This window comes from Franconibacter sp. IITDAS19 (assembly GCF_023079515.1).
GTDB classification, from domain to species: domain Bacteria; phylum Pseudomonadota; class Gammaproteobacteria; order Enterobacterales; family Enterobacteriaceae; genus Franconibacter; species Franconibacter pulveris.
On record NZ_JALJCP010000002.1, the window covers coordinates 37,904 to 64,018 of the forward strand.

23 protein-coding genes are annotated in these 26,115 nt (G+C 60.7%); 18 read left to right on the forward strand and 5 right to left on the reverse strand.

What is annotated here, in order from left to right; genetic code table 11:
• The first annotated feature begins 38 nt into the window (after positions 1–38).
• Genes MT962_RS06095 through MT962_RS06115 form a run of 5 tightly spaced genes read left to right on the forward strand, consistent with a single transcriptional unit; the run spans position 39 to position 5,216 of the window.
• Positions 39–1,661 carry an ABC transporter substrate-binding protein gene (locus tag MT962_RS06095; protein ID WP_048887818.1) on the forward strand — a complete coding sequence of 541 codons (1,623 nt, stop codon included), beginning with the start codon at positions 39–41 and terminating at the stop codon, positions 1,659–1,661.
• Entirely contained in the window at positions 1,658–2,695 is a 1,038-nt protein-coding gene (locus MT962_RS06100; RefSeq protein WP_247365170.1) for an ABC transporter permease, read from the forward strand. Before MT962_RS06095 ends, MT962_RS06100 begins: the two co-directional genes overlap by 4 nt.
• Complete coding sequence (locus MT962_RS06105) at positions 2,692–3,597, forward strand: ABC transporter permease (protein ID WP_024555421.1); 906 nt, start codon at positions 2,692–2,694, stop codon at positions 3,595–3,597. The genes MT962_RS06100 and MT962_RS06105 overlap by 4 nt, the downstream gene beginning before the upstream one ends.
• The gene (locus tag MT962_RS06110) at positions 3,569–4,432 is read left to right on the forward strand and encodes an ABC transporter ATP-binding protein (protein WP_024555422.1); all 864 of its coding nucleotides are present in this window, start codon (positions 3,569–3,571) and stop codon (positions 4,430–4,432) included. Before MT962_RS06105 ends, MT962_RS06110 begins: the two co-directional genes overlap by 29 nt.
• A 10-nt stretch (positions 4,433–4,442) precedes the next feature.
• Positions 4,443–5,216, forward strand: coding sequence for an ABC transporter ATP-binding protein (locus tag MT962_RS06115; protein WP_247365171.1), 774 nt, complete (start codon positions 4,443–4,445; stop codon positions 5,214–5,216).
• A gap of 70 nt (positions 5,217–5,286) precedes the next feature.
• Here the strand turns inward: MT962_RS06115 and MT962_RS06120 are convergent, their stop codons facing one another.
• The 4 genes from MT962_RS06120 to MT962_RS06135 all read right to left on the reverse strand — a co-directional run bounded on the left by MT962_RS06120 (position 5,287) and on the right by MT962_RS06135 (position 10,318).
• Positions 5,287–6,546 (reverse strand): amino acid permease, encoded by a 1,260-nt coding sequence (locus MT962_RS06120; protein ID WP_024555424.1) that lies wholly within the window; start codon positions 6,544–6,546, stop codon positions 5,287–5,289.
• Positions 6,547–6,861: 315 nt separating this feature from the next.
• On the reverse strand, positions 6,862–8,370 hold the full coding sequence (locus tag MT962_RS06125; protein WP_024555425.1) for a YfcC family protein: 1,509 nt from the start codon (positions 8,368–8,370) through the stop codon (positions 6,862–6,864).
• The gene (locus tag MT962_RS06130; RefSeq protein WP_024555426.1) at positions 8,370–9,305 is read right to left on the reverse strand and encodes a BadF/BadG/BcrA/BcrD ATPase family protein; all 936 of its coding nucleotides are present in this window, start codon (positions 9,303–9,305) and stop codon (positions 8,370–8,372) included. The genes MT962_RS06125 and MT962_RS06130 overlap by 1 nt, the downstream gene beginning before the upstream one ends.
• On the reverse strand, positions 9,302–10,318 hold the full coding sequence (locus MT962_RS06135; protein ID WP_024561154.1) for a hypothetical protein: 1,017 nt from the start codon (positions 10,316–10,318) through the stop codon (positions 9,302–9,304). The genes MT962_RS06130 and MT962_RS06135 overlap by 4 nt, the downstream gene beginning before the upstream one ends.
• A 285-nt stretch (positions 10,319–10,603) precedes the next feature.
• On the opposite strand from MT962_RS06135, the gene MT962_RS06140 reads away from it, so the two are divergent.
• The 12 genes from MT962_RS06140 to MT962_RS06195 all read left to right on the forward strand — a co-directional run bounded on the left by MT962_RS06140 (position 10,604) and on the right by MT962_RS06195 (position 24,038).
• Complete coding sequence (locus MT962_RS06140) at positions 10,604–12,325, forward strand: ROK family transcriptional regulator (RefSeq protein ID WP_247365172.1); 1,722 nt, start codon at positions 10,604–10,606, stop codon at positions 12,323–12,325.
• 67 nt (positions 12,326–12,392) lie between these two features.
• A complete protein-coding gene (locus MT962_RS06145) occupies positions 12,393–12,692 on the forward strand; it encodes a hypothetical protein (RefSeq protein WP_024555429.1) in 300 nt (99 codons plus the stop codon).
• Positions 12,693–12,952: 260 nt separating this feature from the next.
• On the forward strand, positions 12,953–13,207 hold the full coding sequence (locus MT962_RS06150) for a hypothetical protein (RefSeq protein WP_048887824.1): 255 nt from the start codon (positions 12,953–12,955) through the stop codon (positions 13,205–13,207).
• Positions 13,208–13,461: 254 nt separating this feature from the next.
• On the forward strand, positions 13,462–14,691 hold the full coding sequence (locus tag MT962_RS06155; RefSeq protein WP_024560994.1) for an MFS transporter: 1,230 nt from the start codon (positions 13,462–13,464) through the stop codon (positions 14,689–14,691).
• Positions 14,692–14,711: 20 nt separating this feature from the next.
• Positions 14,712–15,782 (forward strand): sugar phosphate isomerase/epimerase, encoded by a 1,071-nt coding sequence (locus MT962_RS06160; protein ID WP_247365173.1) that lies wholly within the window; start codon positions 14,712–14,714, stop codon positions 15,780–15,782.
• A complete protein-coding gene (locus MT962_RS06165) occupies positions 15,779–16,930 on the forward strand; it encodes a Gfo/Idh/MocA family oxidoreductase (protein ID WP_247365174.1) in 1,152 nt (383 codons plus the stop codon). Before MT962_RS06160 ends, MT962_RS06165 begins: the two co-directional genes overlap by 4 nt.
• Positions 16,931–17,028: 98 nt before the next feature.
• The gene (locus tag MT962_RS06170; RefSeq protein WP_024555434.1) at positions 17,029–18,009 is read left to right on the forward strand and encodes a LacI family DNA-binding transcriptional regulator; all 981 of its coding nucleotides are present in this window, start codon (positions 17,029–17,031) and stop codon (positions 18,007–18,009) included.
• Positions 18,010–18,431: 422 nt separating this feature from the next.
• Entirely contained in the window at positions 18,432–19,475 is a 1,044-nt protein-coding gene (locus MT962_RS06175) for a sugar ABC transporter substrate-binding protein (protein WP_048887826.1), read from the forward strand.
• 60 nt (positions 19,476–19,535) lie between these two features.
• Positions 19,536–20,354 (forward strand): ATP-binding cassette domain-containing protein, encoded by an 819-nt coding sequence (locus MT962_RS06180; RefSeq protein WP_024560993.1) that lies wholly within the window; start codon positions 19,536–19,538, stop codon positions 20,352–20,354.
• Positions 20,351–21,616 carry an ABC transporter permease gene (locus MT962_RS06185; protein WP_024560992.1) on the forward strand — a complete coding sequence of 422 codons (1,266 nt, stop codon included), beginning with the start codon at positions 20,351–20,353 and terminating at the stop codon, positions 21,614–21,616. Before MT962_RS06180 ends, MT962_RS06185 begins: the two co-directional genes overlap by 4 nt.
• Before the next feature lie 19 nt (positions 21,617–21,635).
• Positions 21,636–22,364 carry an SDR family oxidoreductase gene (locus MT962_RS06190; protein ID WP_029592845.1) on the forward strand — a complete coding sequence of 243 codons (729 nt, stop codon included), beginning with the start codon at positions 21,636–21,638 and terminating at the stop codon, positions 22,362–22,364.
• Positions 22,365–22,406: 42 nt separating this feature from the next.
• Positions 22,407–24,038, forward strand: coding sequence for an FGGY-family carbohydrate kinase (locus tag MT962_RS06195; protein ID WP_247365175.1), 1,632 nt, complete (start codon positions 22,407–22,409; stop codon positions 24,036–24,038).
• A gap of 182 nt (positions 24,039–24,220) precedes the next feature.
• On the opposite strand, the gene MT962_RS06200 is transcribed toward MT962_RS06195, so the two are convergent.
• Positions 24,221–24,601 carry an anti-adapter protein iraM gene (locus MT962_RS06200; protein WP_247365177.1) on the reverse strand — a complete coding sequence of 127 codons (381 nt, stop codon included), beginning with the start codon at positions 24,599–24,601 and terminating at the stop codon, positions 24,221–24,223.
• Positions 24,602–25,115: 514 nt separating this feature from the next.
• Here MT962_RS06200 and MT962_RS06205 point away from each other — a divergent pair.
• A complete protein-coding gene (locus MT962_RS06205; RefSeq protein WP_188723735.1) occupies positions 25,116–26,084 on the forward strand; it encodes a sensor domain-containing diguanylate cyclase in 969 nt (322 codons plus the stop codon).
• Positions 26,085–26,115: the final 31 nt, after the last annotated feature.

Genomic DNA, 26,115 nt, shown 5'->3' on the forward strand with positions numbered 1-26,115 from the left:
TCTGCCCGGCAACCCTTACCCTACAAAACGGTATACCTATGAACAGAACTTCCTCGCTGGGGGCGTGCCTGCTCGCGCTCGCCATGATGATGGGGAGTGGTGCGGCGATAGCGAAAACGCCGCCCGATCAGCTCATCATCGGTATGAACATGAACAACCTGCTGACGCTCGACCCGGCGGCCATGACCGGCAACGAAGTGGTGGGCATCGTGGTGAATCTTTACGATTCGCTGGTAGAGCTGGACCCGACGCAGCTCACTCACGTTAAACCCGCGCTGGCGCACGCCTGGGAAGTCAGCCCGGACGGGCAAACCCTCACGTTTCATCTGCGTGATGACGTGAGGTTTCACTCCGGCAACCCGCTCACAGCGCAGGATGTGGTCTGGTCGATGCGCCGCATTCTCCACCTCAACCTCGCACAGGCGTCGGTGTGGAAATCCTACGGCTTCAGCAAAAAGAATATCGACCAGCAGGTCAGCGCCCCTGACGCGCATACGTTTCAGATTGTCTTACCGAAGGCCAACGATCCGCAGCTCATCCTCTATTCGCTGGCGGCGCTCGGCAATCTGGGGGTGCTGGACAGCAAAACGGTCTCCCGGCATGCGGTGAACGATGATTGGGGCAACCGCTGGCTGACCACTAATGAAGCGGGTTCCGGACCGTTTATTCTGGAGAGCTGGCAGGCGAAAGATGTGCTGCGCATGAAGCGCAACCCCGGTTACTGGCGTGAGGAAGCGAAAATGAGCCGCGTAGTGCTGCGCCATTTCCAGGAGTCACAGACCCTGCGGCTGATGATTGAGAAAGGGGATCTGGATATCGCCAGCAACATGGCGGTTTCCGACATCAACGCCCTGCGCAATGACCCGGGCTTAACGGTGGACGCGGTGCAGCGCGGCACTGTCTATTACGTGGCGATGAGCATGAAAGAGCCGCACTTCAGCAATCCCAAAGTGCGCGAGGCGGTGCGCTATCTCATTGACTATCAGGGGATCAACAACGCGCTGATGCCGGGCTATGGCGTGCTGCACCAGCGGCCGATAAAAAGCGGCATGCCCTCCACGCTGCCGGACCCGGGCTACCGGCTCGATATTGCCCGGGCGAAAAAACTGCTGGCGGAGGCGGGCTACCCGGACGGGTTTGATACCACGCTTCGCGTGCTGGCGGACCAGCCCTTTCTCAATATCGCCATTGCGGTGCAGTCCACGCTGATGCAGGGCGGCATCAACGCCAAAATCATCACCGGCACCGGCAACCAGATTTACGGCGCGATGCGCGAGCGTAAATTCGACATGCTGGTGGGACGCGGCGGCAGCGGCATGGAGCCGCATCCGCACTCAAGCTTACGCGCGCTGGTTTACAACCCCGATAACAGCGACGCCGCGCGGCTCACCAACTTTCAGGGCTGGCGCACCGGCTTTTACGACAAACAGCTCAACGAGATGATCGACCGCGCGCTGCTTGAACGCGACCCGCAAAAGCAGGTGGCTGGTTATCAGGCTATCCAGACCCGCTACGATAAGCTTATCCCCGCGCTTATCCCGCTTTCGCAAATGGTGGATTCAGTGGTGGTGCGCAACGAGGTGAAGCACTACCAGCCGCATCCCTCCGCCACCACGTTTCTGCGTGAAGTGGATAAAACCAACGCAGGAGAGAAACCATGACCGTCGCACTTCTCGCCCCTGGCACGCGCGCCAGGCGTTTCTCAGGCCGCATTATGCAGGTAATGGTGACGCTCTTCGGCCTGCTGCTGTTAACGTTTTTTATCGGCCGGGTGATGCCCATCGACCCGGTGCTGGCGATTGTCGGGCCGGATGCCGACCAGAGCACCTATCAGCAGGTTTACCACCAGTTGGGGTTTGATAAATCGCTGGCGACGCAGTTTGGCATTTACCTCACGAACCTGCTGCACGGCGATTTGGGCAACGCGCTGCTGACCGGTAAACCGGTGGCGCAGGACATTATCCGCGTCTTCCCGGCAACGCTTGAGCTTGCGACCATGGCCATTATCGTCGGCGCAGGGCTGGGCATCCCGTTGGGGGTGCTGGCCGCCGCGAGGCGCAACAGCGTGACGGATTATGTGGTGCGCATTATCAGCCTCGCCGGGTACTCCACGCCGATTTTCTGGGTGGGGATGATGGGGCTGCTGGTGTTTTACGCCTGGCTGAGCTGGGTGGGCGGCGCTGGCAGGCTCGATCTCGGTCTCGACGGCATCGTGCCGCGGCGCACGGGGCTGATAACCGTCGATGCGCTGCTGGTCGGCAATGCCGCCGTTTTCTGGAACGCCATCAACCACCTGATATTGCCCGCCGCACTGCTGGGCTTCCATTCGCTGGCTTACATTAGCCGGATGACGCGCAGTTTTATGCTGGCGCAGCTCTCCCAGGAGTTCATCATCACCGCACGGGTAAAGGGGCTGACGGAACGGCAGGTTATCTGGAACCACGCCTTTCGCAATATCCTCGTTCAGCTTTTAACCGTGGTGGCGCTGGCTTATGGCTCGCTGCTGGAAGGGGCCGTGCTGATTGAAACGGTCTTCTCCTGGCCGGGTTTCGGCTCCTACCTCACCAGCAGCCTGCTGCTCGGCGACATGAACGCCGTGATGGGCTGCGTGCTGGTGGTGGGCGTCATTTTCGTGATGCTGAACCTGCTCTCCGACATGCTCTATCAACTCTTTGACCCGAGGACCAAATCATGACGGTTTTTCTGGACTCGCCCCTTGGCCGCGACAGCCGGGAAGGGCGTCGGCGGGTAACGCGCGCGCTGCGGCTGACCGGCGCTTTTCTTGGCAAAATGGCGCGCAATCCGCTGACGGCGACGGGCGGTGGAATTATTGCCCTGTTGCTGCTGGTGGCGATATTCGCGCCGCTCATCGCGCCCTGGCACCCGCTGGTGCAGGATCTCAACAACGCGCTGACGGCGCCGAACGCGCAGCACTGGTTCGGCACCGACGAGTTCGGGCGCGACATCTTCAGCCGGCTGGTCTACGGCTCGCGCATTACGCTTTATATCGTGCTGCTGGTTTCGGTTACCGTCGGCCCGCTGGGGTTGCTGCTCGGCGTGACGGCGGGGTATTTCGGCGGCAAGGTCGATATGGTGTTAATGCGCGTGACGGATATTTTCATCTCCTTCCCGAGCCTGGTGCTGGCGTTGGCGTTTGTCGCCGCGCTCGGCCCGGGGCTTGAGCATGTGGTTATCGCCATTACGCTCACCGCGTGGCCGCCGATAGCGCGTCTGGCGCGGGCGGAAACCCTCTCGCTGCGCCAGGCGGATTTTATCTCCGCGGTGCGCCTGCAGGGCGCGTCGCCGGTGCGCGTGCTGTGGCGCCACATTGTGCCGCTCTGCCTGCCGTCGGTCATCATCCGCATCACCATGAACATGGCGGGGATAATCCTGACCGCCGCCGGGCTTGGCTTCCTGGGCCTCGGCGCGCAGCCGCCGCAGCCGGAGTGGGGTGCCATGATCTCAAGCGGGCGCACCTACATGATGGAGTGCTGGTGGGTGGTGACCATTCCGGGGCTGGCGATTTTAATCAACAGCCTGGCGTTTAACTTCTTAGGAGACGGCTTACGTGACATCCTCGATCCTCGCAACGACTAATTCGCCCTTGCTCGATGTCCGCAATCTGCATGTCGATTTCAGCAACGGCGCGGCGGTGACGCACGCGGTGCGCGGCGTCTCTTTTCAACTGGGGCGCGAGAAGCTGGCTATCGTCGGCGAATCCGGCTCCGGCAAGTCCACCGTGGGCAGGGCGCTGCTGCATTTGCACCCGAAAAAAACCCGCATCACCGCCGAGAAAATGCAGTTCGGCGATATCGACCTGCGCACGGTCAGCGAGGCGCAAATGCGCCAGATCCGCGGCAAACGGATATCGATGATCATGCAGGATCCTAAGTATTCGCTGAACCCGGTGGTGCGCGTGGGCGATCAAATCGCTGAAGCCTGGCTTACGCACCATCGCGGGCGTAAAGCGCAGGCGAAAGAGAAAGCGCTGGCGATGCTGGAGGTAGTGCGCATTCGTCAGCCCGAGCGCGTTTACCAGCTTTACCCGCATGAGATTTCCGGCGGGCAAGGGCAGCGCATCATGATAGCCATGATGCTGATTACCGACCCGGAACTGGTGATAGCGGATGAACCGACTTCGGCGCTGGATGTCTCGGTACGTCTGCAGGTGCTGGGGCTGCTGGATGACCTGGTGCAGTCGCGCGGGCTGGGGCTTATTTTTATCAGCCATGATATCAACCTGGTGCGCAGCTTTTGCGACCGGGTGCTGGTGATGTACGCCGGGCGGGTGGTGGAATCGCTCGCCGCCTGCGATTTGCACAAGGCGCAACACCCTTATACCCAGGGACTCATCGACTCCCTGCCGGAAATTCACCGCCGCCGCGCGGTATTACCGGTTCTGCAACGCCAGGCGAGCTGGCTCACGGACTAAGGAGACGCAGATGATAACAGTCAACCATCTTAACCTGACGTTTGGCGAGGGCAGCAAGCAGAACCAGGTGTTGCATGATGTCACTTTTGAGGTGCGGCCCGGCGAGATTTACGGGCTGGTGGGCGAATCCGGCTCCGGAAAAACCACGGTGCTGAAGTGCCTTGCGGGGCTGTTCACCCACTGGCGAGGCGAGCTGGCTATTAATAACGTTCCGCTGGAAAAGCGCATCAGCCGCGAGCGTTGTCGGCGGGTGCAGATGGTTTTTCAGGACCCTTATGGCTCGCTGCATCCGCGTCATACCATCAGCGATATCCTCGAAGAGCCGTTGCTGATTCACGGCATTCCCGAGCGTGACCGCCGCGTCAATAGTTTGCTGGACAGAGTGGGCCTTAGCAGGGCGTTTCGCGACCGTTATCCGCACCAGCTTTCCGGGGGGCAGCGCCAGCGCGTGGCGATTGCGCGGGCGCTTATTCTGGAGCCGCAGGTTTTGCTGCTGGATGAGCCGACCTCGGCGCTGGACGTGTCGGTGCAGGCTGAGATCCTCAACCTGTTGGCCGAGCTACAGAAGGAGGCGAACCTGACTTATCTGATGGTAACGCACGACCTTGGCGTCATCGCCCATCTGTGCCAGAAGGTGGCGGTGATGCAGTACGGCAAAATCCTCGAGACGCTTACGGTGGAAGCGCTGGTCAAAGGCGACGTCGCCACCGCCTACACCCGCATGTTGATTAACGGCAGCCAGCGCTATTCGCGGGAAATGGCGCGGGAAGTCGCGGCGTATTAAGTCAGCGTCGGGAGAAATCGAGGCGATAAAAAAGCCCCTCTGCGAGGGGCATGATTCAACCTGAGCGGCGTTACGCCATCGAATAGAGCAGGGCGGAAAGCGTCGCCACGCCGGCCAGGGCGATGACGGCGGTTTTTACGCCGCGCAGTTCGCGCAGTTCGGCGCGGGTATAGATAAGCCAGGCCGGGATCAGAAACAGGATGATGGCGATAAGCGGCCCGCAGAAGGTTTCTATCAGCGTAATGACGTTCGGGTTGGCGTACACGATGCCGAAGGTCAGCGCGAACATAATCAGGTAAGCAAGACGCTTGCCGCCCGCGCCCTTGATGCCGGAGGCTTCGGTAATGAGCTGCGCGAAGGTTTCGGTGACGGAAAGCCCTACGCCGAGAAACGATTTGGTCATGCCCACAATAGCGATAAACGGCGCCAGCAGATAGACAAGCTGCGAGCCTTCCGCCGACACCACTGACAGCACGTTCAGGTTCTGCGCTTTGGCCTGTGCGAAGCTGTCGTGCGGAATGCTTAATACGCAGCTCAGTACAAAGAAGAGGATGCTGAAGAAAATCGCGCCGTAGGCCATGCGGATAACCAACAGCGCCTTGCGCTCGCCTTCCGCTTTCCGTTCACGGTAGTACGAGGTCAGCGGCGAAACCATCGGCGCGCAGCAGAACGAGAAGGTGATAAGCGGCAGCGTTAGCCAGATGCTTTTTAGCGTCTCGGTAAGGGGCGCCGCATGCGCTTTCGTTATCACGCCCGCCAGGTTCGCTATATTCCAGTGGGGGATTTGCAGCAGGGCGATGAGCAAAATGGAGGCGGCAAACGGCAACGCCAGCGCGCTCATGGTGCCGACCACTTTGTCGCGCCCTTTGCTCAGCACCGCGTAAATTCCGGCGACGACGAGAAAAGCGAGCAGGCCGCGGGAAAGGTGAGCCGCGTGCAGATGGGCGCTCAGGTAATTATCCAGCGCGTTAACCAGCGCCACGCCGAATACCAGCGTCACCGGGAAGAACGCCAGGCAGTAAAAGAGCATAATCGCAAGCTCCCCTTTGCCCTTAAAAAAGGAGCCGAAAATCGGCAGCGAAGAGTCCGCCGTCGGCTGCTCTTTCATATAAACGCGACACAGCATCAGGTGCGGCATCAGCGAGAGCGGCAGACCGGCAAGCAGCATCATCAGAAAAATAACCGGCCCCTGGGTGCCTACCTCCACCGGCAGGAACAGCGTGCCTGCGCCTACCGCCGTGCCATAAAGCCCCAGCGCCCAGACATTGTCGCGCCATTTCCAGCCTGCGCGGACCGCGCCTTCGCTCTTCTCTTGTGTTGCCGAAATCATAAGTAAACCGCTTTCTGGTGTTGTTAAGTCATTGCTGTGACTGCTTTACTGGCGAGGCCTTGTCATGCTCCGTCAGGACTACCCCCATCGCGCCGGGGCTTTTATCCGGGCTGGCAAATTTTGTTTAAATATCATCGCCGCCGCAGAAAGGGGCGCATTATAGGGGCATCTTTCGGGGTAAGTAAAATCGCAGGGGAAATCGCGTGGAAAGCGCGAAGGGCGCTGTTTTGACTGTTTTTCAGCAAAAGCCATAAAAGCGGGCGGCAGAAGAACCGTAGCAAACCCGGCGCGAGGCCGGGTTTGATTTATGCGCCGTCAGGATAACGCCGCGCCGACCACCAGGAACAGACAGGTGGCGACAGCCAGCATCGCCAGCAGCGGCAGCACCCACATCAGATAGCGCGGGTAGCTGACTTTCGCCAGCGCCAGTCCGCTCATCACGATGGCCGACGTGGGAGAGATCATCGCGATAGCGCCCACTGACCCCTGATACGCCGTCACGACGATTTCTCGTCCAACGCCCGCGAAATCGGCAATCGGGGCGAGCACCGGCATGGCGAGCGTCGCAAGGCCCGACGAGCTTGGCACCAGGAAAGAGAGCGGCATGATAATCAGGTACATGATAACCGCGAACAGGCCGGAGGAGGCGCCGCTGACCACGCTCTCCATCGAGTGCAGCACGGTATCGGTTATCTGCGCGTTATGCATGATGACGGTAATGCCGCGCGCCAGCACGATGACCAGCGCCGCGCCCATGAAGTCCGCAATGCCCGCCAGCATGGCGTTAAACAGGTTGTTGCCGCGCAGCCCGCCAAGCCATCCGGTGACCACGGACATCACCAGAAACAGCGCGGTCAGCTCCGGGAAATACCAGTCGAGCTGCCAGGGCCACGACGCCGCCTGCGGCCCGACAATCACTTGCGCCCAGGGAATGATGGCGAAAATCATAAACGCGAAGGTGGCGGCGAAGGCTGCCATCACCGCTTTCTGGCGGCCCGTCATCGGTTGCGGCAACTGCAGACGCGCCTGCGCCAGCTCGCGATCTTCATCGGTGAAGCCCACCACCGAATGGGCGGCGTTGCGCTGTACGCGCCGGGCATAAATAACCACATAGGCGATAGCGAGCCCGGTGAGCGCGAGAAACATGATAAACCGCAGCCCGATGCCGCTGCCCATCGGCACGCCTGCGCCCGCCGAGGCGGCGCCGGTCATAAACGGGTTAACGGTGGAGTTCATGTTGCCGACCACCGAGCCGACCAGGATTACCCCTACCGCCGTCATGCGGTCGAACCCCAGCCCCAGCAGCAGCGGCACCAGCAGCGCGTAAAAGCCCAGCGTCTCCTCGCCCATGCCGTACGTGGAGCCGCCGATGGCGATAAGCAGCATCACCATGGCGATAAGCAAGCCGCCGCGCCGCCGGAAGCGCTGCGCCACGTGGCCGAGGCAGGCGTCGATGGCCCCCGTTTTGGTGGTGGTGACAATAAACGCGCCGAGCGATAACACGTAAAAGAAGACGCCAATGGCGCCGAAGATACTGCCGCTCTCATAAGGCCCAACGAACCCGGCGGCGTTTTCAATACCGTAGAGACCGTTAACCGGCGCGAGGAAAAGCTCCTTCACGCGCTGGTGCGCCGAAAGCGGGCTGGCGGCAACCTGAAAACTGCCCGCTACCGGCCGGCCATCCTGCGTTTGATAATGCCCGGCGGGGATTATCCAGGTCAGAAGCCAAACCACGACGGTAATGACGATAAGAACGGTGTACGTGCTCGGGAAACGCCACGCTTTGCTGGCCGCCGGAGCGGCTTCGCTTTCATACTGGGACATCATGCACCTCGCAGAGGAGAAGATAAGGAAGCCTCGGGCGCTATCTGCCGCGCCAGGCGCAGCGCGCCGCTTACCGGCGCAGCCTGCAACAGGGAGAGCGATAAACCCGCATCATGCTGGCGCAACGCGTTAGCCAGCAGGCCGAACAGAACAGGCTGATGGCGAATGACGCCGCCTGCGGCGATAACCTGATTAAACGTCGCGCCGCGCTCGCGCAGGCGCAGTATCAGCGAGGTGAGCGACACCACCGCCGCGTCGACCACCTGGCGGGCGAGCCGCGAATCTCGCGGCAGGCAGTCGAAAATCAGCGGCGCATGGCGGCTCCATTCGCTGGCGGGCGTACGCAGCAGCTGCGAAGGGAGGTCCAGCAGGTGCGCGACGCCGAAGGCTTCCACCAGCGTGGTGGTCAGCGGGTCGTCCTGGCAGCCGCCGTCCCAGTCCAGCAGGATGGCGCCGATAGCCGCGCGCACCAGGCCGCTGGCGCCGCCTTCATCGCCCACCACCCAGCCCCAGCCGCCGGTCTGCAACCAGCCGCCGTCCGCGCCCCGGGCGACAGCCACCGAACCGGTACCGGCAATCAGGCCTGCCGCGGGTTCTCCATAGGCGCTTAACGCCACCAGCGCCGCGTCATTCACCACCTGGCATACCGAGCCGGGCAGGCGGTCGGCCATTAACGCCGTCATGGTGGCGCACTCCTCGGGGGTATCGCAGCCGTGCGCGCCGATGCCTACCGCCACGGGCGGCGCGGTTAGCTTCGCCTGTTTGCAGGCAAAGGCAATCAGCTCCGCCATGCGCGCGGATTTGCGCGACCAGGGCTCGCCGCTCCAGGGGCCGGTGGGCCACTGCTGGTCAAACAGCAGCCTGCCGCTGCGGTCTTCAATGCGCACCTGAATTTTGCTGCCGCCGACGTCCATTCCTAACCAGCTGGCGTTCATAAGCCTGCTCCGCTTATTTTGGTATCGATTCGCTCCACAATGCCGGCATCGATATCCCGGCCCAGCACCGCGCCAAGATGGATGGCGAGCAACTCCATCGCCAGCAACTCGAGCGTCAGCCGTTGTAAAGGCGGCAGGGAAGGGAGGGTCAACGTCTCCACGCCCGGAATCGTCTGCGGGGTATCGGTAATTAACAGCACCGGCACCTTAAACGCCGCCATCTGTTTTGCCAGCAACACTTCGCGTTCGCCGCCAATCACCACGTGGGCGGTATTGCCCACCGCGTCGGTCATGCCGTGCAGGTAGTGGCGCGTGCCCATGCCCATCGCGGCGGCTTTCGGGCCTTCGCGCAGCAGCAACGCCCCCTGTTCCGCAGCGCTCAGGCTACCGCCAGCGCCGACCAGATCGATACAGCCTACATCCTGCAGCCGGGCGGCGAAGCGCGCAATAACCGCCTCGGCGGCGGGCCGCAGCGCGGTCAACTGTTCAGGCAAACGCTGCCACTCTGCCTGCGTATCGCGGCCGATCAGCGCATCGGTGAGCAGCCCCAGGCTGACGCTGGTCGCCATCAACGCGACCGAGGACATGCCCGAATCGATTAGCGTGCCGAGCCACAGCGGCTTCGCGGCGATGCGCTCCAGCGGCGAGTCAGCCTGGTTGACCACCGTCAGCCGCCGCTCGTGTCGCTGCTGTTGCAGCATGCGCACCACTTCCGGGCTGCGCCCGCTCTGTGAGACGCCGATATACCAGTCGGCAAGCGGCGGGGCGCCTGCGGGCATATCATCGCCGTTCGAGCGAAACGCCCGTATTCCGGCGGCTCGCAGCGCGTGCACCGGCGAGGCGAGCACGGCATAGGACGCGCCGATACCGGCAAATAACAGGGTGTCGCGGCGCATCGCTTCAGTATCCAGCGACGCTATCCACGCCTGCGTTCGCGCCACGGTTTGCGCGAAGGCATCGCCCTGCTGCATCACCCCCTGCGCGAAGGGAATTAAGATTTCGTTATCGGTCATAAGCGGTTGGGTCTCTTTTCTGTTCTGATGGTTGTTTTTGCTTCACAGACACCATCGCACAGCCGCCGCGCTGCCAGCTATGGTTATTTAATTTGTTTAATTTCAATTGATTATGATTATATTGCCCCAATAACCGTGAGCGCGGTCACGACAGCGGTTTACCGCCTCACAAGATAACTTGACCAGCGTGACGCTTTTCATGCATATAAACTGACCGGATTAACACAATATTGACCGGCTGGGCGGCCCGTTCGCCGCCTGGCGGTTTATGAATAAGGAAAGGGTATGGCGCATTCTGGTTGGCCCGCGTTGGTCTTTGCCGCTGAGCACGACGCGGCGGTGATTAGTCGGGCGTTGCGGCGCGGTCGTCTTCAACGTCTGGCGAGGGGCATTTACAGCGGCGACATTCATACCCCCGCCGAAACCCTGACCAGACGCTTCCTGTGGGAGGTTGTCGGTCATTTTTTCCCGCAAGCGGTGGTGGCGGGGCCGTCTGCCATGCAGCCAGACCCGACGGCCTGCGCCACGCTTTATGTGGTGCATCCGCGCCGCCGCCCGTTGCAGTTGCCCGGCGTGACGGTAACGCCCGTCCCCGGCGTTGGTCCGCAGCCGGAAGATTCGCCGCTCCCGGCCCGGCTCTGGCTCGCTTCGCCAGGGCGTTGTCTGCTCGATTTTTTCAGCCAGCCAGAGGCGGAGCGCGATCTCGCCCGGCTGCACGCCTGGTGGCAGGCAGGCGAGTTTGAGCGCGAAGCGCTGCGCGCCGGGCTTGCCGGGCAGGCGCAGGCGCTGAACCGGACCGGCGCGCTGGCGCAGGCGCTGGCTTTTCTCGACCAGACCGCGCAACTGGCGATGCCGCAGGCCGCCTCGTCCGGCCTGCCGGCGCTCAGCGTGCGGGCCCGGCTGCTGATGGAATCGCTTATCATTGAGGGGAGCGCGACGCAGTCGGAGCTGATGACGCGGCTCGGCATGAGCAAAAGCACGGTGTCATCCGGCGTGCAGGAACTTCAGCGCCACGCCTTTCTCACGGTTGTTGAAGGGGCCGGGCGCGGCGCGCAGCTTTATCAGCTCAGCCAACAAACGGGCTGGGTGCTGGGCGCGGATATCGGCAACAGCCAGGCGATGCTTATCGCCCGCAGCCTGGATGGACGGCAGCTGGCGCTGCGGCAGTTTGTTCATGCTGCTTCCGTTCAACTGGTTAAGGCCGCAGCCGACGCCATCGCCGCGTTGCGCCAGGAGCTTACGGCGTTCGGACCGCTGCTGGCGATAACCGTCGCGCTCTCTAAACCGGTTCGTCCCGATATTCAGCTTTCGGGGCGCGAGGGGCCTTCGCAGGCGGGGCTGTCGCCCGAGGCGATTCTGGCGCGTCTGGCGCTGCCTGCGGGGGTGCATATCATCGTTGAAAACAACGTTAACTGCGCCGTGGCGGCAGAGGTGCGGCTGGGAATAGCGAAAGGGCTAAAAGACGTGGTTTTCCTGCAAATCGGCGAGCGTATCGGCAGCGGCATATACAGCGGCGGCATGCTGATACATGGCGCGCGGGGCGGCGCAGGCGAGATAGCCGATATCCCGTTTCCCTGGAGCGAGCAGGAGTCGCCGGGCGAACTGATGCTGGAGCGGCATCTGGCGAAGCAGGGTTTTCTCGACCGGCTGAACGCCCGCCGCGCGCCGTCGCTCCCGATGGTGCGCTCCATGGACGCGCTGCTGGAGCGGGCGACGGGCGGCGAGCCGATGGCGATGCAGGCGATAGCGCAGTATGGCGAGCAGATTGGCTTTCTCGCCTGCGGACTGGTGGCGGTTCTCGATCCGGCGATGATAGTGATGGGCGGCAGCGTGGGGGCGAACTGGCTTATCGTCGCCGCGGTGCGCAAAACCCTGGCCGCCTTTTCGCCGCATACCACGGTGGCCGCCACGCAGTTTGGCCCGCAGGCGACGGTGGAGGGGGCGGTGCAGCTGGCGCTGGAGGCCGCGCAGGTTAAGCTGCTGGGACGGGCGGTTCGACGTCGCTGAACGGCGTCGGCCCGCAGCACTGCGCGCGATAGGCTACCCTTACTCCTTAACCACAGAGGAGAAAACGATGGCCGATTCAACACTTATCGATACGATCCAGTTTGGTCCTGAAGATGCGCCAACCCGTAAATATGAGATTTACGGCAGCGACGAAAAGACGCCGACTTATGCGCTTATTTATGAGCAAAACGGCGGCGACTGGCGCAAGCGTGATGAAACGCTGAGTTTCGCCGCGAAAGAGGAGCAGGAAGAGGCGGCCAGCACGATGGATTATGGCACCAGCGACAGCCTGCCTGAACTGCGCGACCTGAACGCCGAAGCCCGCGAACGCTGCGAACAGCACTGGCGAAATAGCAGCCCGCGCTGAGATAAAGCCGGGAGGCGCTCCCGGCGTAGCCGATTATCGCGTGCGCTGACCAGTCGCGGGTGGGTAGCCTGGTCAGGGTGAATCACGACGGTGGCGAGCCATCGCTACGGCGTTGGCGCCTTTTTCATCCGCACGCGTTTTTTCATCGCATGACGAAATGCGAAACCGATCGTTTCTCAACCATAAATCGCTCGACTGGCTGAATAAATTACTGTTTTATTGATGGTCTCAAATAAGGGATAACGCGTTAAGGACAGATCGTGAAAAAGTACCTTTTTTACTCGAGCGACATCACCGTAAACGTCTATGAGAAGGCGAAACTCACGGCGGATGAAAAAAAGAGGTTAGCGGCGCAGGGGATGAGAAAACTGCCTTTTGAAGCCAGCGCTGAAGATGAAGCGGAAGCGGTAGAGAAGATGCTCAACCACTTCCGGGAAAACACCGAAGCCCTGAAGGAATTCGCCAAAGATTACGCTATCGCATCGGCGTTAGCGGGCCTTGTCTTTCTGGCGTAACGCCTCGCGCTTAGCTTCCCGCTAAGGAGGGCGGGCAGACTGGCACCCCGTGAACCTTCCCTTTTTCGATTTTCGTTTCGCCTGCCTTAACCGCGTCGCCTCCCGGGCCGCTGTTTTCCGTTTCCATTGATTAAAAAGAAAACAATTCTTCTTGTTTCAAAATTGTGATCAACACGACGACGCCTTAAAAAGTAATCGATTACTTTTACCTTGCCGCTGTTTGTAATCGATTACTTTTCCTCTGTGAGGCTTATATGGTGACTGCAACGCAAGGTACGAAATCCGGGGCAATAACGCATCGCATGCTGGTCCCGCGGCTGTCGTTAATGATGTTTATTCAGTTCTTTATCTGGGGGAGCTGGTCCGTCACCCTGGGGCTGGTGATGTCGCAGCACAACATGTCGCTGCTGATTGGCGACGCCTTCTCCGCCGGGCCTATCGCCTCGATTCTTTCCCCCTTTGTGCTGGGCATGCTGGTGGACCGCTTTTTCCCGTCGCAGAAAGTGCTGGCGGTCATGCATCTGGCGGGCGCGGTCATTTTGTGGTTTGTGCCGCAGGCCTTGATTGCGGAAAACGGCGTGCTGCTGATTGCGCTGCTGTTCGGCTACACGCTTTGCTATATGCCGACGCTGGCGCTGACCAATAACATCGCTTTCCATAGTCTTGCGAACAGCGAGAAGAGCTTCCCGGTGGTGCGCGTGTTCGGCACCATCGGCTGGATTGTGGCGGGCATGTTTATCGGCTTTACCGGCATCGCCGCCAGCGTCTCTATCTTTACGCTCGCCGCCGTCTGTTCGGTTATCCTCGCCCTCTACAGCCTGACGCTGCCGCACACGCCAGCGCCGGCGAAAGGGCTGCCGTTTAAAGTGCGCGATATGTTCTGCGCCGACGCCTTCGCGCTGCTGAAAGTGCGCCATTTCTTTATCTTCGGCCTCTGCGCCACGCTCATTTCCATACCGCTTGGCACCTATTACGCCTTTACCGCCTCCTGGCTTGCCGACGCGGGCGTGGAAAACGTCAGCACGCTGATGTCTTTCGGCCAGATGTCGGAAATCTTTTTCATGCTGGTTATCCCGCTGCTGTTCCGTCGCCTCGGGGTGAAGTACATGCTGCTGATTGGCATGTTCGCCTGGTTTGTACGCTACGCCTTGTTCGCCATGGGAATGGGCGATGAGACGCGCATGCTTATCCTGCTCGGCATTCTGCTGCACGGCGTCTGTTATGACTTTTTCTTCGTAGTGGGATTCATCTACACCGACCGCGTGGCGGGCGAGCAGGTGAAAGGCCAGGCGCAGAGCATGGTGGTGATGTTTACCTACGGCATCGGCATGCTGCTCGGCTCGCAAATTTCCGGCGCGCTCTATAACAACCTGGTGGCGGGGCAGCCATCCGCTGAAAACTGGGCGCTGTTCTGGTGGATCCCGGCCATCGCCGCCGCCGCTATCGCCATTCTTTTCTTCTTTACCTTTAAGTACCGCGATTAACCCTTTTCAGGAGGTGGTTTTTGAAGACATTAAAAGGACCGGGGATTTTTCTGTCGCAGTTTATCGGCCCGCAGGCGCCGTTCAATACGCTGGAAGGGCTGGCGCAATGGGCGGCGGCGCTGGGTTATAACGCGCTGCAAATCCCCTGCAACCATCCGGCTATTTTCGACCTGAGCCAGGCGGCGGCAAGCCAGACCTATTGCGACGAGGTGGCGGGCATGCTTGCGGAGCACGGGCTTGTCATCAGCGAGCTGTCCACGCACCTGGAGGGCCAGCTGGTGGCGGTGCACCCGGCGCATGACGTCGCTTTTGATAACTTCGCGCCGCCCGCGGTGCGGGGGCACAGCGCGAACCGCACGCAGTGGGCGACGCAGCGGGTCAGGGAGGCCGCCGCCGCCTCGCAGAAGCTGGGACTGCGCGCGCACGCCACCTTCTCCGGCTCGCTGGCCTGGCCTTACGTTTATCCGTGGCCGCCGCACAACCCGCAGCTGCTGAGCGAAGCGTTCGCCGAGCTGGCCCGCCGCTGGCGACCGATTCTCGACTGCTTTGACGAGCATGGCGTGGATCTCTGCTACGAAATCCACCCGGGGGAAGATCTGCATGACGGCGTCACGTTTGAGCGGTTTCTGGCCGCGGTAAACGACCACCCGCGCGCCAGCATCTTGTTTGACCCAAGCCACTTGCATTTGCAGCACATCGATTATGCGCAGTTTATCGATATCTACCATGCGCGTATCAAGGCGTTTCACGTCAAGGATGCGGAGTATCTGCCGAACGGCCGCAGCGGCGTCTATGGCGGCTATCAGCGCTGGATAGACAGGGCGGGCCGCTTCCGCTCGCCGGGCGACGGGCAGATCGACTTCAAAACCATTTTCAGCAAGCTGGCGCAGTATGACTACGGCGGCTGGGCGGTGCTGGAGTGGGAGTGCTGCCTGAAAGACGCCGCCACCGGCGCGCGCGAAGGGGCGGAATTTATCCGCCAGCACATTATTCCGGTGGCTGATCGGGCGTTTGATGATTTTGCCGCCCAGCAGAGCGACGACGCGCTCGTGCGCGCCCAACTGGGGCTGGCTCAGGGAGGCGAGAGATGATAAACGTCGGCATTATCGGCACAGGGTTCATCGGTCCGGCGCACATAGAGGCGCTGCGCCGCCTCGGTAACGTCGCGGTGGTGGCCCTTTGTGATTCAAACCAGGCGAGCGCCGATGCGCACGCGCAGCAGCTTCACGTCCCCCATGCCTACAGCGATGTGGCCGCTTTTCTGCAACACCCTGACCTGCATGTGGTGCATAACTGCACGCCGAACCATCTGCACGCGGCGATAAACCGCCAGATTATCCAGGCCGGCAAGCATGTTTTTTCGGAAAAACCGCTTTGCATGACGCTGGAGGAGGCCCGCACACTGGTGCGTCTTGCAGAAGAGGCGGGCGTGGCGCATGGCGTGAGCTTCGTGTATCGCCAGTTCGCCATGGTGCAGCAGGCCGCAAGCATGGTGAGAAACGGCGAAACGGGCCGTCTTTTCGCCGTGCAGGGCAGCTACCTGCAGGACTGGATGCTGGAAGAGACTGACTACAACTGGCGAGTGGAGGCCGGGAAAGGCGGCGCTTCGCGCGCGGTCGCCGACATCGGTTCCCACTGGTGCGATACCGCGCAGTTCATTACCGGGCGCAAAATCGTTGAGGTGATGGCGGACCTCGCCATCGTCTGGCCAACCCGCAAGGCAAGCCAGCAGGGCGCGGCCACCTTCGGCGGGCAGCAGCAGGCGGCTCAGTATGATGAGAAGCCGGTGACCACGGAAGATATGGGCTTCGTGCTGCTGCGCTTTGAGGATGGCGCGAAAGGGAGCTTCAGCGTGTCGCAGGTGGCCGCCGGGCGTAAAAACCGCCTGAGCCTGGAGGTGAGCGGCAGCGCGGCGTCGCTCGCCTGGGACCAGGAGACGCCGCAGCAGATGTGGATAGGCCATCGCCGCCACGCCAATCAGATCCTCTCAGACGATCCTTCCTTGCTGAACGGCGACATAGCGGCGCGGGCGCGCTTTCCCGGCGGCCATATCGAAGGCTGGCCGGACGCGTTTCGCGCCATGATGGCGGCGTTTTATCAGGCGGTGGAAAAGGGCCGCATGCCTGAACGGGGGGCGGCGGGCTTCGCCACTTTCCACGACGGCGCGCAGGTCATGGCGGTCGTCGAGGCGATTATGCAGAGCCACCAGCAGCAGCGCTGGGTTAAGGTACAATACTGACGAGGCCCGGCGGCTCAGCGCGCCGGGCTAACTTCTTGTCGCCCGGGAATTTATGGTAGCCTGCTTACTACCCGTGTTTCCCAGGAAGTGTTACCACCATGTCCATTCAAAAGATCGCCCGGCTGGCGGGGGTTTCGGTTGCTACGGTGTCACGCGTGCTGAACAACAGCGACACCGTAAAGGAAAAGAACCGCGAGAAAGTCCTGCAGGCGATCAAGGCCAGTAACTATCAACCGAACCTGTTAGCGCGGCAGCTGCGTACCGCGCGCAGCTCAATGGTGCTGGTGCTGGTTTCTGACATTACCAACCCGTTTTGCGCCGAGCTGGTAAAAGGCATTGAGGAGCAGGCGGAGCAGCAGGGCTACCGTATTCTGCTGTGCAACTCCGGCTCCGATATCCGACGTTCGCGCTCCAGCCTGCAACTGCTCTCGGGCAAAATTGTCGATGGCGTTATTACCATGGATGCGTTCACCACGTTACCGGAACTCACCCAGCTGATTGGCGACACGCCCTGGGTGCAGTGCGCTGAATATGCCGACGCCGGGGATATCTCGTGCGTGGGCATTAACGACGTCGACGCGTCACGACAGCTGGTGCGTCACCTGGTGGAAAGCGGACGTCAGCGCATTGCGCTCATTAACCACGATCTCAGTTACAAATACGCCCAGCTGCGCCAGCAGGGTTATCAGCAGGAGTTGCGAAGCCGCCAGCTGGAGTGGCAGGCGATAACGTACGCCAGCGCGCTGAGCTTCAGCGCCGGCAAACAGGCGATGGAAACGTTGCTGCAACAAGAGACGCGCCCGGACGCGGTGTTTGCCATCTCCGACACGCTGGCGGCAGGGGCGATGTCCGCCATCCGGCAGGCGGGGCTGCGCGTGCCGCAGGATATCGCCGTGGCGGGCTTCGACGGCACGGAGCTCGCGGAAATGGTGTCGCCGCCGCTCACCACCATCGCGCAGCCTTCGCGTGATATCGGCCGCAAGGCCTTCAGCCTGTTGCAGCAAAAAATGGATAACCCGCATGCGCCGACCGAGCGGGTGATGATGGACTGGCGGCTCATTGTGCGCGCCAGCACCTGAAACCTGCGTTACCGCCGCAAAACCCGCCGCCTGCTGGCTTCCTCATAAAATTACGCGTGCGGTTGAGGGAAAGGCGCCCACTGGGGCGCCTTTTTTATTCAGCCGAAGCGGTTGATTTTTTTGCTGTTTTCCCGCTTTCAGTCACACATTTACAACTCTTTTGCTGCGGGCTTAACCAAAACCGGGTTCCCGATAATCATCGCCTGATGGTTGCGCTAATGTATTAACAAAGTAAATGAAATGTGAATTAACAGCGCTGACTCCGTTGAGGAAAATGCCCGTCCGGGAAGCGTCTGTGGTGTAACCCAGACCCGCTGCTGTCCCGCCGTCCCTTTCCCCGTCGCTCTCGTTTGCCATGGACATCTGCAGGCCCGGCGCCTGCGCACGTTGCACTGCGTTCCGCTTACCTGAGGAGAAGAGAAATGAGCTACCGCACGATCCTGATGGCATCGGCAGCGATAATGATGTCCGCAACGGGGAGCGCCCGGGCGGCGGAAGCCGCAACGGTCGCCTTTTTGATGCCCGATCAGGCCTCCACCCGCTACGAGCAGCATGACTATCCGGGCTTTAAAGCGGAAATGGCTAAGCTTTGTCCCGACTGTAAAGTCATCTATCAGAACGCCAACGCCAGCGCCTCTTTGCAACAGCAGCAGTTCAACTCGGTGATTGCGCAAGGGGCGAAGGTGGTGGTGCTGGATCCGGTTGACTCGTCGGCGGCGGCGGGGCTGATGGAGATCGCCCATTCACAGGATGTCAAAGTGATTGCCTATGACCGTCCCATCCCGGACAGACCCGCGGATTTCTACGTCTCTTTCGACAATGAAGGGATAGGCTACGCCATCTCTGAATCGCTGGTCGTGCACCTAAAAGCCTCAGGCGTCCCGCAGGGCGCGGGCGTATTGCAGATAAACGGCTCGCCCACCGATGCCGCCGCCGGGCTGATTCGCAACGGCATCCATCGTGGGCTTAAAGAATCGGGCTACAAAACCCTGGCCGAGTATGACACGCCAGACTGGGCGCCGCCCAAAGCGCAGGAGTGGACCGCAGGGCAGATAACGCGCTTCGGCGATCAGATTAAAGGCGTTGTCGCCGCCAACGACGGGACCGGCGGCGGAGCCATCGCCGCCTTTAAAGCTGCGGGCGTCACGCCGCTGCCGCCAGTCACGGGCAATGATGCCACTATCGCGGCGCTGCAGTTGATTATTGCAGGCGACCAGTACAACACCATTTCCAAACCCTCCGAGATTGTGGCCGCCGCCGCCGCCAATGCGGCGATGGCGCTGGTGGAGGGGAAATCGCCTAAAGCCACCACCACGCTCTACAACACGCCTTCGCAGCTGTTTACCCCGGCGGTGGTGACGAAAGAAAACATCAAAGCGGAAATCTTCGATAAGAAGATCCAGACTCCCGCCCAGGTCTGTACCGGCGAGTATGCAGAGGAGTGCAAAGCGTTAGGCATTCAGTAAGTCATGGGCGACAGGCCCGGGGACGAGGCCGGTCTGCCGCCATCCACGTCAGGGGGCGTTATGGTGAATGAAGGCAAAGCGTCCGGTCACGGGCGACCGATACTGAAGCTCAGCGGCGTTTCAAAAAACTTCGGCGCCGTATCAGCCCTGACGGATATCGATCTGGAAATTTACGCCGGTGAAGTGGTCGCGCTGGTGGGCGATAACGGCGCAGGCAAATCAACGCTGGTTAAAATCCTCGCCGGCGTGCATCAGCCGACGTCGGGCAGGGTGGAATTTGAAGGGCAGGAGGTGAACCTCGACAGCCCGGGCAAAGCGCTGGAGTACGGCATCGCCACGGTGTTTCAGGATCTGGCGCTGTGCGAAAACCTGGATGTGGTCGCCAATCTGTTTTTAGGCCATGAGCTTTCCGCCTGGCAACTGGATGAAGTGGCGATGGAGGTGCGCGCCTGGACGCTGTTGCAGGAGCTGGCGGCCCGTATTCCTTCCGTGCGCGAGCCTGTCGCCTCGCTCTCCGGCGGCCAGCGGCAGACGGTCGCCATCGCCCGGTCGCTGTTGTTGGATCCGAAAATCGTCATGCTCGATGAGCCTACCGCCGCGCTGGGGGTCGCCCAGACCGCTGAAGTGCTTAACCTGATAGAGCGCATCCGCGCCCGCGGACTGGGGGTGATTATTATCAGCCATAACATGGAGGACGTACGGGCGGTGGCGGACCGCATCGTGGTGCTGCGCCTGGGGCGCAACACCGGCATCTTTACGCCAGAAGCGTCGAACCAGGAGCTGGTGGCGGCCATTACCGGCGCCACGGAAAACGCCGTATCGCGCCGGGTGGAGAGAAAATCCGCCCCCCATCCCGCAGGAAGGGAGGTTAGCCCATGACGACGCCTGCCAAAAAAACGCCTGTCCCAAACCCGCGCGCCGCGCTCGACCGCAGCGACGAACGGTTGCGCCATAACGAGGGCCTTACCGCCATTCTCTATACCTTTATCGACCGGATTAAAAGCGGCGACCTTGGGATGATTCCGGTGGTGCTGGGGTTGATTCTTATCTCGGCGGCGTTCAGCCTGCTTAACCCGGTTTACCTGGCGCCCAATAATCTGGTGAATATGCTGTTTGACTGCGCCACCGTCGGGTTTATCTCGCTTGGCATCGTGTGCGTGTTGATGCTCGGCGAAATTGACCTTTCCGTCGGTTCGATGAGCGGCCTGGCTTCCGCCATTATCGGGGTGCTGTGGGTCAACCACGGGTGGCCTGTTGCGGGGGCTATTGTGGCGGCGCTGATAACCGGGGCGCTGGTAGGCCTGGTTTACGCCCAGCTTTATACCCGCCTCGGCATGCCAAGCTTTGTCGCGACGCTTGCCGGGCTGCTGGCCCTGCTGGGGATGCAGCTTTATATTCTGGGGCCGTCCGGCAGCATTAACTTGCCCTATATTTCGCCGCTGGTGCGCTTTGGCCAGGTGATGGTGATGCCCGATGCGCTCGCCTACCTGGCGGCCCTGATCCCGGGAGTGGTGATGATAGCGCAGGGGCTGAAAACCCGCGCCCGACGCGAGCAGGTCAACCTCTCTTCGGAGCCGATGAGCGCGCTGCTGATTCGCGCCATTGTGCTGACGGCTATCTTTGAATTCGCCGTGTTTTACCTCAACCTCGGGCGCGGCGTGCCCTGGATTTTCGGCCTGTTCGTGGTGTTTGCAGCGCTGCTTAACTACGCCCTTAAGCGCACCAAATGGGGACGCTCAATGTTCGCTATCGGTGGCAACCGCGAAGCGGCGCGTCGTTCGGGCATCAACGTGCGGGCCATTTACATTAGCGCCTTTATGCTCTGCACCACCTTTGCCACCGCAGGCGGAATTCTGGCCGCCGCCCGGCTCGCCTCTGCCAGCCAGCAGGCGGGGACGGGCGACGTGAACCTTAACGCCATCGCGGCGGCGGTGATTGGCGGCACCAGCCTGTTCGGCGGGCGGGGCAGCGCCTGGTCTGCGCTGCTGGGGATTATCGTTATTCAGTCCATCTCCAACGGCCTGACGCTGCTGAACCTGCCGTCTTCCCTGCGCTACATGATTACGGGCGGCGTGCTCGCTATCGCCGTTATCGTCGATTCCCTCGCCCGGCGCACGCGCGTCTCGCACGGCCGCGCCTGAGTCTTTACAGGAGAAACCCATGCTTGATCCCTTTGAGAATAAAGTTGTCGCCATCACCGGCGCCGCCTCAGGCATTGGCCTTGAGTGCGCCCGCACCTTTCTCGCCGCAGGGGCGAAAGTGGTGCTGATTGACCGGGCGCGCGACAGGCTGGAGCAGCTCACCCGCGAGATGGGCGACGGGGCGTTTGCGCTGGTTATCGACCTGCTAAAGCCGCAGGAGGTTTCCGGCATGTTGCAGGGCATCCTTGATGCGGCAGGGGGGCTGGATATTTTCCACGCTAATGCCGGCGCCTATGTGGGCGGGCCGATTGAAGCGGGCAACCCGGACGACTGGGACCGCATGCTCAACCTGAATATCAATGCGGCGTTTCGCTCCGTGCACGCGGTGCTGCCGCATATGATCGCGCAAAAATCGGGCGACATTATCTTCACCAGCTCGATAGCGGGCGTCGTGCCGGTTATCTGGGAGCCGATTTATACAGCCTCGAAATTTGCCGTTCAGGCGTTTGTTCACACCACGCGTCGGCAGGTCGCGAAGTATGGCATACGCGTGGGGGCGGTGCTGCCCGGCCCGGTGGTGACCGCGCTGCTGGATGACTGGCCGAAAGAGAAAATGGAAGAGGCGCTGGCGAACGGCAGCCTGATGCAGCCGAAAGAGGTGGCGGAGGCTATCTTGTTTATGGTGACCCGACCGCGAAACGTCACGGTGCGCGATCTGGTCATTCTGCCTAACAGCGTGGATCTATGAAGTGACACTGTAACCCATTGGCCGGATGACAACGGAGAAACGATGAATAACGAAGCGCAGAACAGGGGCAACGTCGACGATAATATTCTTATTGGCGTGGATGTCGGCACCGCCAGCGCGCGCGCCGGCGTGTTCGACGCCGAAGGCGAGATGCTGGCGACGGCGAAACGGGACATTTCCCTGTTTTATGGCGATGGACAGGCGGTTGAGCAGTCGAGCCGGGACATCTGGCAGGCGGTTTGCGATGCGGTAAAAGAGGCGCTCGGGCTTGCCGGGGTGAAGCCCGGCCAGGTTGCCGGCATTGGGTTTGATGCCACCTGTTCGCTGGTGGTGCTGGGCGAAGGGGGCGCGCCGCTGGCGGTGGGCGACAGCCACGACCCGGATCGCAATATTATCGTCTGGATGGATCATCGCGCCACTGAACAGGCGGAGCGGATTACTGCGCTGAATCACCCGGTGCTGCGCTATGTGGGCGGCATTATTTCGCCGGAAATGGAAACCCCTAAGCTTCTCTGGCTGAAAGAGCACCGCCGGGCAACGTTTGATAACGCGTGGCAGTTTTTTGACCTGGCTGATTTTCTTACCTGGCGGGCGACGGGCGACCTTGCCCGTTCCAGCTGCACCGTCACCTGCAAATGGACTTATCTCAGCCATGAGCAACGCTGGGACGAAAGCTATTTCCGCCAGGTTGGTCTTGAGGAGCTGGCTGACGAAGGGTTCAGCCGCATCGGCCAGCATATTGTCGAACCGGGAACGCGCTGCGCAAACGGCCTGACCGAAGAGGCCGCCGTCCAGCTTGGTCTGCTGCCCGGCACGCCCGTCGCCGCCGGCATTATCGATGCGCATGCGGGCGGCATCGGGACGGCGGGCGTAAAAGGCGGCCCTGCCGGGAACCTGGCCTATGTGTTTGGCACCTCTTCCTGCACGATGACCTCAACCCACGAACCGGTCTTTATACCCGGCATATGGGGGCCGTACTATTCCGCCATGGTGCCGGGCATGTGGCTGAACGAAGGGGGGCAGAGCGCGGCGGGGGCGGCCATCGACAGGCTGCTGTCGCTCCATCCGGCAGCGCGCGACGCCCAGGCGCAGGCAAATCAGCGCGGCGTCCCGCTGCCGGTCTGGCTGGCGGATCGCGTGCTCGAAAAGGTGGGTTCGGCGTCCGGGGCGGTGGACTATACCCGGGGGATCCACGTCGTGCCGGAGTTTCTTGGCAACCGTTCGCCTTTTGCCGACCCGCATGCCCGGGCGGTGATTGCCGGGCTCGGGATGGAAAACGAGACGGAAAGCCTGCTGTCGCTCTACGTTGCCGGCATTTGCAGTATTGGCTACGGGCTGCGCCAGATTATGGATGTTCAGCAGCAGGCGGGCGTGGATACCCAGGCTATTGTGATAAGCGGCGGCGCCGGTCAACATCCCCTCATCCGGCAACTGCTGGCCGACACGACCGGGCGGACGGTGATCGCCACCAAAGCCCGCGAGCCGGTGCTGCTCGGCTCGGCTATTCTGGCTGCGGTCGCAGGCGGGGTGGTTGACTCGGTTAGCGACGGGATGAGCCGTTTTTGCGCCGTTGCCGGGGAGTATACGCCCGCGGCGGCCTGGAGCGAGCGTCACCAGCGACGCTACGCGAGCTTCCTGCGGCTTCAGGAGGCTGCGCGCGGGCTTGACGGCTAGCCGTCGGTACCCCGGCAGCGCCATTAACAGAAAGGCGAACCTTTTCACGCCAGACGGGCTTAACCCGGCATAACGCGATAGCCTTAATGAGGTCATGCTTTCAACGAGCCTGCCGTCATTCACTGCAGCGTTGCGTATCGCACAAGCGTAGCGCTGCCAACCGTCAGGCTTTTATTCTGCGTCTAAACCTGTTGCCTGTTCTCATTCTGTTGCCCGGAATGCGGGTTATACGCTTTTAAACCATAAGGGCAAAGCGCAAACAGGCAGCCGTTTTCTTTCTGGCAAAAGGTTAAGGCCGCTTTTGTATTACCTGGACAGTTGGTCTTGTGTACGAGGTTCTGCCAGATGTCAGGGTTGTAAGGCGAAGCATGAATAACCGAAATATTTCTCGGGCGGCCATCAACCAGCAGTCCCAGCGCTGCGGTAGTCAGTATATTGCCCTGGCGAAGGAAGTAATCCCCTTTACACCACAAGATAAGCTTAAGATTTCTGGACGATTGCGCGATCGAAAAAAACGAACCAGTATCCGGGCTTGCCAGTGAATCAATAATTTTCCAGTTCATAGAACTCCTTGGTTTTTGGCTTTTTACCAGGTGTTAATGTTGTTGTGTTGTGTTGCAGCAGGTCGCCTGAAACAGGCGAAAATAGTGCAGTTTGTATTAAGTGTTTAAGAAAATTCGCATCGTGAAAAAAGAGTAGAACAAAGTGCGATTTTTTCCAACAGCCTTACAAAAAGAATGGCTATTTTTTGCGTGTGGCGGCAGGGCGCAGGCAGTATGTTTCAGACCATAAAAAAAGCCCGACGAAAAACGCCGGGCAAACAAAGGGGCTGGACAGGGTTCCGAGCCGCTCTGGATCTCTAAACCGTTTTAAACTCAGAAAGGCTTTTATAAAGCGCCATGGCCGCATTGTCCGTGCGGGTACTGCGCCGACAGCGCATGAAGGTGCGGATCGAAACCCTATTTCCAGGAAGGGAGCGCATTCCTTTCTATACCTGCCGTTTCACCTGAGGTATTTTTGGCAGGTTCGTTTTTTGTTACGCAGGCCCGCGCACCGTAATTGATGTGGAGTGTAATGATGAAGTTTCCCGGTCTTCCTGAAAATGAAGAGGAGCGGCTGCAATCGCTCTACATGATGGATCTGCTGGATACCCGGGACGATGAGCGTTTCGAACGCTTAACCCGACTGGCGAAAAAACTTTTTCAGGTGCCTGTCGCGCTCATTAGTTTGCTTGACCGCGACAGGCAGTGGCTGTTGGCCTGCCAGGGGCTTAGCGAGCGAGAAACGTCGCGGAATGTCTCTTTTTGCGGGCATGCTATTTTGCAAAAAGGTCCGTTTATTGTTAACGATGCGCGCCAGGATGAGCGCTTTTACGATAACCCGCTGGTGACTGGCGAACCCTATATTCGCTTTTACGCAGGCTACCCGGTGCATCTGCCGGATGGCGCAGTGGTGGGAACGATTTGCCTGGTTAACTCAACGCCTCGCACATTCAGTCAGGAAGATATCGACGCATTACAGGACCTGGCGTTTATCGTGGAAGATGAATTTCAGGTCATCAGCATGGCGATGACCGACAGCCTGACCGGTATTCCTAACCGCCGCGGCTTTTACCGCCGCGCAGAGAAACGCTTTCACGCCCTGCGAAATCACGGCGCCTCTTTTAGCCTGCTCTTTTTTGATCTGGATAAGTTTAAGCCGATTAACGACCTGTGGGGTCATGCCGAGGGCGACCAGGTGCTGAAGGTTTTCGCGACGCATCTGCAACAGCATCTTGGCCCGAAAGATGTCGTGGGGCGGCTCGGCGGCGATGAGTTCGCCGTGCTGCTGGCAAGCCATAGCGACGCCCGGCGCTTTCTGGCTTCGCTTCATGAAAGCCTGGAGGCGCACAACCAGCGCGCCGGTAAGCCTTATAACATCAACTACTCTTACGGCATTCTCGACAGCGACGGCGCAAAATATCACTCGTTGCACGAGATGGTAAAAGAGAGCGACAGCGTGATGTATTCCCAGAAGCGCAGGAAACAGCTTGAGCAGCGCCGGTAATCCCATGACGCGCCTTTTAACCGCGCAAGCC